The 12,766-nt window shown below is 39.9% G+C and carries 11 protein-coding genes, 1 tRNA gene and 2 pseudogenes; 13 read left to right on the forward strand and 1 reads right to left on the reverse strand.

Translation table 11 applies throughout. The annotated features are described in order from the left end of the window. Positions 1 to 131: 131 nt before the first annotated feature. A pseudogene (gene pgmB / locus FLP15_RS05060) lies at positions 132 to 796 on the forward strand (beta-phosphoglucomutase). A gap of 1,023 nt (positions 797 to 1,819) precedes the next feature. Here pgmB and FLP15_RS05065 read toward each other — a convergent pair. Beyond that, a complete protein-coding gene (locus tag FLP15_RS05065) occupies positions 1,820 to 2,389 on the reverse strand; it encodes an alpha/beta hydrolase (RefSeq protein WP_223804733.1) in 570 nt (189 codons plus the stop codon). A gap of 510 nt (positions 2,390 to 2,899) precedes the next feature. Between FLP15_RS05065 and FLP15_RS05070 the strand changes: the two genes are divergently transcribed. The 12 genes and pseudogenes from FLP15_RS05070 to FLP15_RS05115 all read left to right on the forward strand — a co-directional run bounded on the left by FLP15_RS05070 (position 2,900) and on the right by FLP15_RS05115 (position 12,690). After that, positions 2,900 to 3,388, forward strand: coding sequence for a hypothetical protein (locus tag FLP15_RS05070; RefSeq protein WP_142766244.1), 489 nt, complete (start codon positions 2,900 to 2,902; stop codon positions 3,386 to 3,388). 41 nt (positions 3,389 to 3,429) lie between these two features. Continuing rightward, positions 3,430 to 3,582 carry a hypothetical protein gene (locus FLP15_RS12705; RefSeq protein ID WP_190288349.1) on the forward strand — a complete coding sequence of 51 codons (153 nt, stop codon included), beginning with the start codon at positions 3,430 to 3,432 and terminating at the stop codon, positions 3,580 to 3,582. Positions 3,583 to 3,868: 286 nt separating this feature from the next. Continuing rightward, on the forward strand, positions 3,869 to 4,315 hold the full coding sequence (gene tsaE / locus FLP15_RS05075; protein ID WP_190288350.1) for a tRNA (adenosine(37)-N6)-threonylcarbamoyltransferase complex ATPase subunit type 1 TsaE: 447 nt from the start codon (positions 3,869 to 3,871) through the stop codon (positions 4,313 to 4,315). A 139-nt stretch (positions 4,316 to 4,454) separates the two neighbouring features. Further along, positions 4,455 to 4,778: an LCP family protein gene (locus FLP15_RS13030; protein ID WP_223804734.1), complete on the forward strand. Its 324-nt coding sequence runs from the start codon at positions 4,455 to 4,457 to the stop codon at positions 4,776 to 4,778. Further along, the gene (locus FLP15_RS05080) at positions 4,751 to 5,848 is read left to right on the forward strand and encodes an LCP family protein (RefSeq protein ID WP_245392063.1); all 1,098 of its coding nucleotides are present in this window, start codon (positions 4,751 to 4,753) and stop codon (positions 5,846 to 5,848) included. The genes FLP15_RS13030 and FLP15_RS05080 overlap by 28 nt, the downstream gene beginning before the upstream one ends. Positions 5,849 to 5,950: 102 nt before the next feature. Beyond that, a tRNA-Arg gene (locus FLP15_RS05085) sits at positions 5,951 to 6,023 on the forward strand. A 732-nt stretch (positions 6,024 to 6,755) separates the two neighbouring features. Continuing rightward, a complete protein-coding gene (truA, locus tag FLP15_RS05090) occupies positions 6,756 to 7,511 on the forward strand; it encodes a tRNA pseudouridine(38-40) synthase TruA (RefSeq protein ID WP_142766245.1) in 756 nt (251 codons plus the stop codon). 48 nt (positions 7,512 to 7,559) lie between these two features. Then, positions 7,560 to 8,327, forward strand: a complete 768-nt coding sequence (locus tag FLP15_RS05095) for a bifunctional hydroxymethylpyrimidine kinase/phosphomethylpyrimidine kinase (RefSeq protein ID WP_142766246.1) — start codon at positions 7,560 to 7,562, stop codon at positions 8,325 to 8,327. A gap of 248 nt (positions 8,328 to 8,575) precedes the next feature. Next, on the forward strand, positions 8,576 to 9,082 hold the full coding sequence (locus tag FLP15_RS05100; RefSeq protein ID WP_120773216.1) for an ECF transporter S component: 507 nt from the start codon (positions 8,576 to 8,578) through the stop codon (positions 9,080 to 9,082). Further along, a complete protein-coding gene (locus FLP15_RS05105) occupies positions 9,063 to 9,605 on the forward strand; it encodes a TIGR01440 family protein (protein WP_142766247.1) in 543 nt (180 codons plus the stop codon). Before FLP15_RS05100 ends, FLP15_RS05105 begins: the two co-directional genes overlap by 20 nt. 18 nt (positions 9,606 to 9,623) lie before the next feature. Further along, positions 9,624 to 10,762, forward strand: a pseudogene (locus tag FLP15_RS05110) (pyridoxal-phosphate-dependent aminotransferase family protein). Between the two features lie 320 nt (positions 10,763 to 11,082). Further along, positions 11,083 to 12,690, forward strand: coding sequence for a CTP synthase (locus tag FLP15_RS05115; RefSeq protein ID WP_142766248.1), 1,608 nt, complete (start codon positions 11,083 to 11,085; stop codon positions 12,688 to 12,690). The last annotated feature ends 76 nt before the right edge of the window (positions 12,691 to 12,766 follow it).

Consider the following 12,766-nt stretch of genomic DNA (forward strand, 5'->3'; position numbering starts at 1 on the left):
GTATGATAGCATGGAGATAATAGGTGTAACGTGTGGTGCATGGAGTGTGTCATTGTCATGAAGTTAGACCGTATAGGATTTAATTAAATTTGTCCGCTTGAAGTTGGGCTAATAATTGATGGAGGAATGTAATGTTTAAAGCAGTTTTATTTGACTTGGATGGTGTAATTACAGATACAGCAGAGTACCATTTCCGAGCTTGGAAGGCATTGGCAGAGGAAATAGGAATTGACGGTGTGGATCGTGCATTTAATGAACAGTTGAAAGGTGTTTCTCGGGAAGATTCTCTGAAAAAAATTTTGGCGTTAGGAAATAAGACAGTGTCAGATGAAGCGTTTGCATCGCTTGCGAAACGTAAAAATGATAACTACGTTGAAATGATTCAAGATGTATCGCCTCAAGATGTTTATCCAGGTATTTTGACTTTGTTGAAAGACTTGCGGAGTCTTGGGATTAAAATTGCCTTAGCATCTGCATCTAAAAATGGTCCATTTTTGTTGGAGAGAATGGGTTTGACAAATTATTTTGATGCGATTGCAGACCCGTCAGAAGTTGCGGCTTCAAAACCAGCTCCAGATATTTTCATTGCGGCGGCGCACGCAGTAGGTGTTAATCCAGAGGATTCTATTGGCTTAGAGGACTCTCAAGCTGGGATTCAAGCGATTAAGGATTCTGGGCATTGGCGATTGGTGTTGGTCGTCCAGAAGATTTGGGAGAGGACATTGTTGTTGTGCCGGACACTTCACATTATACGTTTGATTTTTTGGTCAAAGTGTGGTCTGAAAATAGAAACTGAAGCTGAGTATATCTGTCAGTACTGACAAAGGCTAATCTATACTGTAATGGGAGATTCTTTCTCTCCCATTGATGTTAGGGCACAACCTCTAGGTGTAACAACTAAGCGACCTGTACGCAGCTAAAGCTGCAACAGTCTGCTTAACATCTTCGATATGAGGTCACACCTCCGCTTCGCTTCGTTATCCATTCGCTCTATCTCCGCTTTGCTGCGCTGTCGATTTCGCTAAGTTGCTAAAGCAACAAGCTCAAATCGCAATCGCTAAAGCGCTAAGACCCTAGGGCAGTAGAACGAAAGCAAAGCTTGCCATTTCGCCTTATCGCTTTAGCGAGTTGCGACTTCGACTAGGCACATTCGTGCCGTAGCGAGAATCGGCAGCGCAGTGAAACGGAGACAGTGCTGCTTAGCCCTCCACCTTAAAGAGGTGAGGGAGTTGCTACTCCGACTAAGTGCTTTGCCTTTTGCTCTTGTTGCTTTAGCAGTTAGCTTCGCATGACCCTAGGACATTTGTCCGTTTGCTTAGGGCTAAAGCCCCAAGAGCAAAAGGAATTGGCTGTAAGGCACCAAAGTGCCGATGAACATTTGTCCTCTATCTCTAAGTCACTAAAGTGACAAGAATAGAGGCAACGCTAAATGGCAATCAAACGGACAGCGGAGCAACGAAGTTGCGTAGACCGTTCATAGAACGGCGTGCGAAGCACGTAGCACCATAGTGAGGATGGACAGCGTAGCCCAAAGGCAGACACTTGCTTGGTTAAAATTGAGAAAGATTTTATATCAAAGTGTCTGTCTGTTCTAAGTTGATAAAGTAGCAAAATGAAGTGGTTAGTAGTAACTACAAGTGCTGTCTCTTTTTATCAGTCAATTTAGCGATAGATACAAAGAGTGTAACGAATGGAGAATGTTCATAAAACCATGTATCATAGTACTGTGCTATGGCGGTCAATTTATTGTCGTTTTTTACAACAAATTAGTTATAGTTTTATAAAAATAAAATCCTGTCAGTATACTGACAGGATTTTTTTAACTTTCATTAGTGAGTTGGATTTGTTTTTCAAGCCATTGTACTGCCCACAACAACCAACGCTGCACAGATGGTTTAATATAATTGTCATCAGGCGCTGTAACTCTGTTAGCTAAAGACAGTCCATGAGGACCATCATCAAAAAAATGCGCTTCAAAAGGAATATGGTACTTAGCAAGACGATCACAGTATTTTAAACTGTTATAAATCGGAACACTGCAATCATTTCCTGTATGCCAGATAAAAGTCGGAGGAGTTGATGAAGTTACCATTTCTGCTGTATTATATTCGGCAGAGCTAGGAAGAGCAAAGTTGAAATGAGTCATATTATTTGGCCAACCAAAAGTGAAAGAAGTTACGGGGTAACAGAGAATGACACCTTTGGGTTTATAAAATTGATACTGGTTACTGTACCAGGAGGCAAGATGTCCACCTGCTGAACAGCCAAGTAAAAAGATTTGCTCAAGGTTAATATCCCATGTTTCATAGTTTTCATGGATAAGTTCAAAAACATGATGAAGTTCAAGCAATGTTTCAGAGAGAAAATTATGAGTTGTTCCTTTATTCATGACTGTATAATTAAGGACGAAAACCTGATAGCCTTGTGCGAGAAAAGCAAAGGCAAGGGTTCTGATTCACGTTTGGAAATATGTTCATAGCCACCACCGGGACAGATGATGATAGACGGGAAGGAATATTGAGTCGGTCTAGGATTCTCCTGTTGATAGAAGTCCACCCAGGCTGTATCGTTAATTGTATGTCTTGATTTGTTCATGTTTTTATTGTATCAAAAAGGGGCATTATTTTGCAAAAACAATGAAAACGAATACAGATAATCTACTGGTATTTAGTATGTTGAAAAGCATTTAATATTGGAGTTGAGTTAAACTAACCTTGACGTAAAAGCGCACGAGTTTTGTCATTTTAGTGCATTAGCAGATGTAGGCATCTCATCTTTAGCGAAGAAATGTATGAACCAGCACAGAATTTTAATCCCACAATAATAGTAATTTATAAAGAAAATGCTGAAAAGTGTTATTTTTAAGTTAGCTTAAGGAAAATGACATAGAATTTTCTGTATGAAGAAATTGATTTATAGTATTACTTTATTTACGATGGTAAGTTTTCCAATCGGGATACATGCGGACACCACTACCGGTGGACAGGAGACACAGACTGCTACAAGTGCTGCAAATGAAAATACTCAATCGTCACAATCAAGCACATCATCAAGTTCGACATCAAGTAGCTCTAATTCGAGTGATTCAACTGGTACGGCAGAATCTACTCAAACGCCAGCAAGTACAACGACCGCGCAACAAAACGTCACAGAAAATTCTCAAGCACAAAATAATCAAACGCAGAGAGAGAATAATGCACAGGCGACTACTCGGAATACAACAACTCAAGAACCTACAAAAGGTTCAACGACTATCATTAATGAAACAGTCAACAACACAGGAAAAAATTCAGCAAATATTTGGACAATTATATTAACGAGTCTATCAGCAACAGTTACGATTATTGGGGAGTTACAGCGCTCATTCGGCATTTCCATAAAAAAATAAAAGCTAAAAATGCTCCGAATGATAAATCATTGACAAAAGTTGTGAAAAAATCACAAACAGAAGATTTTACTAAAGAAACAGCGATACTGACAGCCTCTCCATCACTGACAGAAACTCAAAAAATGAACTTACAAGCTGACAGAATTCTAAAAAACCAGAAAAAACAATCTGATTTCCGGAGAAGAAGGAGGTAACTGTTGGGCGCTAAGTTTGTGTTGTGAAGTGCAGAATTGAAGTGATTACTTCATCAGTGGGAGATTCTTTCTCTCCCACTGATGTGAGGTTGTAACTCCGCTTCACTTCGTTATTCATTTGCTCTATCTCCGCTTTGCTCCGCTGTCGATTTCACTAACCGACTAAAGTCGGAAGTTCAAATCGCAATCGCTAAAGCGGCAAGAGCAAAAGGCAAAGCACAAAGAGCCAACTGGTATTTCTCTACGCTTCTTGACGGTGTTGCTCACATCTTGGTATAATAAAATCATGAAATTTAACGAAGAAGAAATGCTGAAATTTGCAGAGAAGTTAGGACGTTTATTGAAAGCACAGGATGTGATTGTACTGACTGGTGAATTGGGTGCAGGTAAAACAACATTTACTAAAGGATTAGCTCTAGGGCTTGATATTCATCAAATGGTAAAAAGTCCGACTTATACAATTGTTCGCGAACTTGAGGGACGGTTGCCGTTATATCACATGGATGTTTATAGAATTGGTGATGATCCTGATAGTTTTGATTTAGATGATTATTTGTTTGGTGATGGAGTCTCCGTCATCGAATGGGGCGAAATGTTAGGAACGGATTTACCTCAAAATTATTTAGAAGTTGTTTTTGACAAGTATTCTCCTGAAATTGTTAATGACAAAGAACGCGAGATTGTGTTAAAAGCTCATGGTAAACGTTATGAAGAACTCATAGAAACATTATAAGTGAATGTTGTAAGCTTTATTTTTCAAAATAATCCTAACGCGATATAAAAGTCAAATTTTATGATAATGAATGACTCCAAAATTGTCTAAATTTTTTCTTTTATATTGTTAAATATAAAAAATTTGGTATAATGCTAATATGAAACTATGGATAAAAACGCTCCTAATGTTAGGGAGTATCATTTTGGTGACAGGTGCCGCTGTTGCTGCTTATACACTTACAGTGTTAAACAGTACCACTCAAGCCTTTAAAATGACTTATACGAATGCAGGAAGTAAGCAAACAGAACAGGTCATCAAAGCAACGAAACCTCTAACGATTTTGGTAATGGGGATCGACACAGGTGGAGCAGGACGTGGACGGCAGATTCATGGAACGGAAATTCCGACTCTCAAATCCTTATCACGCTTGATCCTACAAAAAATACGACGACTATGGTTTCGGTTGAGCGGGATACCATGACGAATATCCTCGATGGCTCTGGAAATATTGTTTCTAAAGAAAAGTTGAACGCTGCTTATCCGTTAGGGTACAATGCAGGTGGGAAAACTAAAGGATTAGAAACAGGCGTTTCTTATGCGATGAAAACAATTGGAGAACAAACTGGGATTAACATTGATAATTTTATCACGATGAACTTTGATGGTTTGATTAACTTAGTTAATGACGTTGGTGGAATTGATGTGTATAATGACCCAAATTCTATTGCTCCGAGTACACCTGACTATCCTAATCCCAAGCATGAGATTTTTATTTCAGATACCGAGCCCCAATATACTGTAACGATTCCTGCTGGAGAGCAACACTTGAATGGGGAACAAGCACTTGTCTATTCACGAGACCGCCATCATCGAGTTGGTGGAGATTATGGGCGTCAAATCGCTCAACGTCAAGTTATTGAAGCGCTTATGAAAAAGATGCTTTCGCTTGATAACATTACTCAGTATCAAAAAATTCTTAACGATGCTTCTAAAGATTTTAAAACAAATATTCCAATTAATGCCTCTACGATTTCTTCTTTATTGGGTTATAAGGATTGTTTCAAGAAAGTTATTTCAATTCAAGCGAGAGGAGTGGGAAATATGGTTGATGGAGTCTCATATGAGTTCTTCCCTCAAGATGTATATCTCGCCATGCAAAATGCAATGAGACGATCATTGGGAGAGAGTACTCTAACGGTTCTGCCTTCGAATTTGATTACGTATGAAAGTTATTTTGGGACAGCTTCAACTTATTATCTCCCTTCGGCTACAGTAACTGAAAACGGAAAATCCACGACATATGGTATAGACACAGAAGGCAATTTTGTAAATATTACTTCTCAAAACCAAGATGAATTCATTTCTGGAGCGACTGGAAGTGGTGGAGAGGCAAGCACTTCATCAAGCTCAAGTGGAACAAGTAGCTCTTCAAGTACAGCTAGCAGCTCATCTCTAGATTCTACAACATCAGATACTAACTCAGGTAGCGGTACAAGTTCTAACGACTCTAGCAGTTACGGAAATAATACTGGAACTTACACAGGACAATAATTGAAAAAATAAAAATAATATGATAAACTGGTTTCTGGAAGTCGCTTATGGGCAATCAGATTTTGCTGATTACTCTGTAAGTTGCTGACAGGAACCATATTTGGTCCAGTAGCTCAGTTGGATAGAGCATTCGCCTTCTAAGCGAACGGTCGGGGTTCGAATCCCTCCTGGATCATGGTGCCAAACCTCGCCTCACTTTCGTAGTGGGGCTTTTTGTTTACTTAAATATTCAATTGTTAAAGTTGAGGTGCTATGATGAATCATCGTTGTTATGTGATTTGACTTTTAAGTGAGGAGTTTAACTTAGCAAGTGCGTGCTATCTTCGCCCTTTAGGCTCCGCTGTCCATCCTCGCTACGGTGCTAAAGCACCTAGTCGGAGTGGCAACTCCCTCACCTCTTTAAGGTGGCGGGATAAGCAGCACTATCTCCGCTTCGCTCCGCTGTCGATTCTCGCTACGGCACGAACGTGCCTAGTCGAAGTCGCAACTCGCTACGTGCTCTGCACACCGTTCTACGAACGGTCTCCGCAACTTCGTTGCTCCGCTGTCCGTTTGCTTAACTGCTAAAGCAATAAGAGCAAAAGGCAAAGCGATAAGGCGAGATGGCAAGCTTTGCTTTTGTTCTACGGCGCTTTAGCGATTGCGATTTGAGCTTGTTGCTTTAGCAACTTAGCGAAATCGACAGCGTAGCAAAGCGGAGATAGAGCGAACGGACCGCGAAGTGAAGCGGAGGTGTGACCTTATATCTTTGATGTGAGGTTGTACCCTACATCGGTGTGAGAGAAAGAATCCCCCACCAATGAAGTAATCACTTCAAAAATTAAACAGTACGAGTATTAAAAAACTCCAATCTTATCATCAGAAAAACAAATGAAAGTCAATTAATAAAATGTGCTATAATAGAAAAATGACAAGATACAAAGCTACGATTGCCTATGATGGTACGGATTTCGCAGGTTTTCAAACGCAGGTTAACCAACGCACAGTCCAAGCAGAGCTTGAAAAAGTATTAACCAAATTGAACTCGTACGAGCCAGTAATTCTGCAAGGTTCTGGTCGTACTGATGCAGGCGTACACGCTTTTGGACAAGTGATTCATTTTGACCTTTTAGGACAACCACGTGATTTGGAACGACTCCGATTTGGACTTGATACTCAAACTCCTGCTGACATTGCTGTAAAAAAAATAGAGCAAGTGGATGAGCAGTGGCACGCACGTTATTGTAAGCATGAAAAAATCTATGAATATTATCTTGAAAATGCAGTGACGAGGAGTCCTTTCAGCAGAAATGCAAAAGCATATTTCCGTTATCCGTTAGATTTTGACAGGATGCAAGAAGCTCTGTCAGTGCTGACAGGAACACATGATTTTACTGGTTTTACAGCATCAGGCTCATCAGTAGACGACAAGGTTCGAACAATTTCTCAAGCAGAAGTCATTCAACTTGATGAAGAAAATTTTAAATTTGTCTTTAGAGCGAACGGCTTTTTATACAAACAAGTTCGTAATATGGTCGGAACTGTCATCAAAATTGGTAATGACAGAATGCCTGTCAGCCAGATTGAAAAGATTTTGATGACAAAAAATCGTGATTTTGCTGGACCAACGGCAGCCCCAGAAGGCTTATATCTCAAAGAAGTGATTTACGACCAAGGGGAATAAATCAGCGGCGGATGAAGTTTTACGCAGCAAAATGTCAAAAGGAGTGTTATGACAAAAAATAAAAAGATATTGACGATTGCAGGCTCTGATATTTTATCAGGTGGAGGAATGCAAGCGGATTTAGCAACATTTGCTCATGATGGTTTTTACGGATTTTGCGTACTAACAAGCATTGTTACAGTCCGTGAAGATAAATTTTTTGTTCATCCAGTTGAAGAACAAGTTTTTAAAGAGCAACTTAGCAGTCTTCAAAGCATTGATTTTTCAGCAGTAAAAATCGGACTTTTACCCAATAGAAAACACTTACAGCTGACAAAAGAATTTCTGTCAGTACTGACAGAGACACCTATCATTCTTGACCCTGTCATTGTTTTTAAAGAAAATGATGATTACAGTGTCAATGAAATGCGGGAGTTATTCATCAGAACGCTCATTCCAATTTCGACAGTGATTACTCCCAATCTACGTGAAGCAGAAATTCTGTCAGCGACTTCCATATCCACAATTGATGACATGAAAGAAGCAGCCAAAATTCTTTATCGTTTTGGTGCCAAAAATGTTGTCATTAAAGGTGGAAATCGTTTTAATCCAAAATATGCCATTGACCTCGCTTACGACGGAGAGCATTTCTATGAATTGAGCAATCCTGTTTTGGATAAAAATAACAATGGTGCTGGATGTACTTTTGCAGCAAGTATTGCCACCCATCTCGCACAAAGAAATACTTTTGAGCAGGCAGTAAGTAAAGCTAAAAACTTTGTTTATCAAGCGATTCAGAATTCTAACCCATACGGCGTTTTTCAAAACGCAAAATAAATCAACTCAGTAGATAACCAAGCTTCTATACCCCCAAAAAATTCTTTACTTTTTATCAAGGCAAGTGCGTGCTATCTCCAACTTACGGCTCGCTACGCCACTAGATGAAACAACTAGCTATCCGTCAGCACTAAAGTAGTTTGCTACGCAGTCAGAACCTGCTAGTTGTAATCACACTAGGTAGAATTGTTAGATGAACTAGTATAAAAAGTAAAAATCAAACTTTGTTAGTATTCATATCATAGGAGATGAAACTCATGAATCAGACCAACACCAATATCAAAAAAATTACAATTCTTGCCATCTGGACAGCCATCAGTTTTGTTCTCGGCAGAATTTTTACTTTCCCCATTCCAGGTTCGGCTGGCAATATTCTAACGTTACTAGATGTTGGAATTTACAGTGCTGTTTTTCTACTAGGAAAACGTGAAGCTGCTGTTATCGGCGGACTCTCTGCCTTTCTATTAGATTTCACAGCAGGTTACAGCAATTATATGTTTTTTAGCTTGATTATCCACGGGTCGCAAGGTTATTTGGCAGGATTAACACGCTTTAAAACACTTAATTTTATTCTCAGCGCGATTGTTATGGTGGGTGGATACTTCATTGTAGGTGGATTTATGTATGGTTGGGGTTCTTCTATTGCGGGACTTTGGGTCAATATCGTTCAAGTTGCAATAGGCTTTATCCTCGCAAGAGTTGTTAGCCCATTAATCAAAAAGGCAGGTATTTTAAATGGATTTAGAAAAGCTTAAAAACGAAACACAGCTCATCATCAACGATGTCCTTGAAAAATCTGAAATAAAAGCAGGACAAATCTTTGTCCTAGGTCTCTCCTCATCAGAAGTAAATGGCGGTCTAATCGGTCATGCCAGCTCCGCTGAAATTGGTGAAGTCATTGTCGGTGTCATTCATGACACACTGACAGAAAAAGGGATTTACCTTGCTGTTCAAGGTTGTGAGCATCTCAATCGCGCTCTTTTAATCGAACAAGAATTAGCAGAGAAAAAAGATTGGGATACCGTTTCTGTCATCCCACAACTTCATGCAGGAGGAAGTGGACAAGTCGCAGCATACAAACGATTTAAACACCCTGTAGAAGTAGAACACATCATTGCTCAAGCAGGACTTGACATTGGTGATACTTCGATTGGGATGCACGTCAAGCACGTCCAAATCCCAATTCGTCCAGTTTCGCGTGAATTAGGTGGTGCACACGTGACCGCACTGAAAAGTCGTCCTAAGCTTATTGGTGGCGAACGTGCGAGGTACAAATAAATGAACGAAATGCTCATCATGACACCTGGACCGACAGCCGTTGCGGAAAATGTTCGACTTGCAAGAAGCCAAACAACAACAAATCCAGACATTGACCTTGATTTTTATGACTTTTACAAAGCAACCTGTGAAAAATTTGGAAAATTTCTCCAAACAAAAAATGACGTCCGTATTCTAGCTGGAGAAGGTATTCTAGGGCTTGAAGCAGCCTGCGCCTCATTAACTGAGCAAGGAACACGTGTCCTCGTGTTAGATAATGGCATTTTTGGGCATGGATTCGCTGATTTTGTGACAATGTATGGTGGAGCGCCTATTTTTCTGAAAAGCTCTGAGACAGCAAGCTTTGACCTCACACTTTTAGAAGAATTTTTGGAAAAAGACCACAATTTCAAATATGCTACGGTCGTTCATTGTGATACCCCTTCAGGTGTGCTCAACGATATCTCAAAAATCTGTCCTTTACTTAAAAAATATGGTATTTTAACTGTGGTTGATTCAGTGGCAGCGATGGGGGCGAACCTTTAGCTGTTGATGAATGGGGGATTGACCTTGTACTCGGAGGTTCACAGAAAGTCCTGTCGGCGCCTCCTGGATTGACTTTCGTATCAATTTCACAAGCAGCTTATCAAGCAATGGAAAATAGAAAAACACCAATTGCTAGTTTTTACTGCAATCTTCTCGTATTCAAAGATTATTTTGAGAAAAAATGGTTTCCTTATACAATGCCAATTTCGGATATCTATGGTTTGGACCAAGCAATTGATAATCTATTGGCAGATAAAGCGATTTTAAAACGCCATGCGGATATTGCTGAGGCAACGAGACAGGCGATTGTACACTCATCTTTGCAGCTCCATCTGGAAAATGGTTTTTCAAATACGGTCACAGTCATCAATGTTCCTAAAGAAACAACGGCTCAAGCGATTTTAAAAGAGATGAAAGAACATTACAATGTCATGATTACAGGCTCATTTGACCGCTTAGAAGGAAAAGTCCTGCGTATCGGACATATGGGCGAAAATGCTAGAGCAAGCAAAGTGGCTTATACCCTCTATGCCCTTCAACAAACATTGGAAAATCAAAGCGTGAACCTTTTAAGTAACCTACAAGATGATTTTTTGAAATATTATCAAAAACTGACTTTTGACAAAAAATAAAAAATCGTATATAATTATTTTCGGGCACTGGTTTTTCATTTTTGAAAAACTGGTAACGGTAGGAGCTCCCCTTTGGGGAGCTATTTTTTTATTTTCCCCTACGATTGTTTGGAAAAATCGAACAGACTGAATTGAAGTGATTACTTCATCAGTAGGGAACTCTTTTGTCCTACTGATGTTAGTAGAACGAAAGCAAAGCTTAGTGCTGCTTATCCTCGCGCCTGAGGATTTAGCAAGCACTTGCTTGGTTAATTTGAGTTTTACTCTGCTGAAAACTTATCGTTTAAGGGAGTTAGGCTTACATCTTAGAAGGAGAAAACATGGCAACTAAGTATATTTTCGTCACAGGTGGTGGAACTTCATCAATGGGTAAAGGGATTGTCGCAGCATCACTCGGCCGTCTACTTAAAAATCGTGGGCTTAAAGTAACGGTTCAAAAATTTGACCCATATCTTAATATTGATCCAGGAACAATGAGTCCTTATCAACACGGTGAAGTATTTGTTACTGATGATGGCGCTGAAACCGACCTTGACCTTGGTCACTATGAACGTTTTATTGACATTAATCTGAACAAATATTCAAATGTGACTTCTGGTAAAGTTTATAGTGAAATTCTCCGCAAAGAACGTAAAGGGGAATATCTTGGAGCGACAGTACAGATGGTACCTCACGTAACCAATATGCTCAAAGATAAAATTAAACGTGCAGCAACAACAACGGATGCTGATGTTATCATTACCGAAGTTGGTGGAACAGTTGGTGATATGGAAAGTTTACCTTTCATTGAAGCTTTGCGTCAAATGAAAGCCGAAGTAGGTGCTGATAATGTCATGTATATCCACACTGTGCCTATTCTTCACTTGCGTGCGGCTGGCGAATTAAAGACCAAAATTGCGCAAAATGCAACAAAAACTTTGCGTGAATACGGGATTCAAGCCAATATGTTAGTTTTGCGTAGCGAAGTACCAATCACGACAGAGATGCGTGATAAAATTGCGATGTTTTGTGATGTGGCACCAGAAGCTGTCATTCAATCACTTGATGTGGAACATTTGTACCAAATCCCACTGAATTTGCAAGCGCAAAATATGGACCAAATCGTCTGTGACCATTTGAAACTGGATGCACCAAAAGCAGATATGACTGAATGGTCAGCTATGGTGAATCATGTGATGAACTTGAAGAAAAAAGTTAAAATTGCGCTTGTTGGTAAATATGTTGAATTACCAGATGCATATATCTCAGTGACAGAGGCCTTGAAGCACGCAGGCTATGCCGCAGATGCAGAAGTTGACATCAATTGGGTTAATGCTAATGATGTGACGGACGAAAATGTCGCAGAACTTGTAGGTGATGCAGCAGGAATTATCGTTCCTGGTGGATTTGGTCATCGTGGCACGGAAGGTAAAATTGCAGCGATTAAGTATGCGCGTGAAAATGACGTGCCAATGCTTGGTATCTGTCTGGGAATGCAGTTGACCGCTGTTGAGTTTGCACGTAATGTTCTTGGCTTTGAAGGGGCTCATTCTTTTGAGTTAAATCCTGATACAAAATATCCAGTGATTGATATCATGCGTGACCAAGTGGACGTTGAAGATATGGGCGGAACCCTACGTTTAGGTCTTTATCCAGCCAAACTAAAAAATGGTTCTCGTGCTAAAGCAGCATACAACGGTGCTGAGGTTGTGCAACGTCGCCACCGTCATCGTTATGAATTCAATAACAAATATCGTGAAGATTTTGAAAAAGCTGGCTTTGTCTTCTCAGGTGTATCACCTGACAATCGCTTGGTTGAGATTGTAGAACTTTCTGATAAGAAATTTTTTGTTGCTTGTCAATATCATCCAGAGTTGCAATCACGACCAAATCGTCCAGAGGAACTTTACACAGAATTCATTCGTGTATCCGTAGAAAACAGCAAATAAAGTCAAGACTTATTCAGTGGGAGTGTCGTAAAACATTTGTCCATTTTCTCTAGTCACTATCTTCGCTTTGCTCCGC

Origin of the sequence: Lactococcus protaetiae, assembly GCF_006965445.1 — a bacterium.
Lineage (GTDB): Bacteria > Bacillota > Bacilli > Lactobacillales > Streptococcaceae > Lactococcus > Lactococcus protaetiae.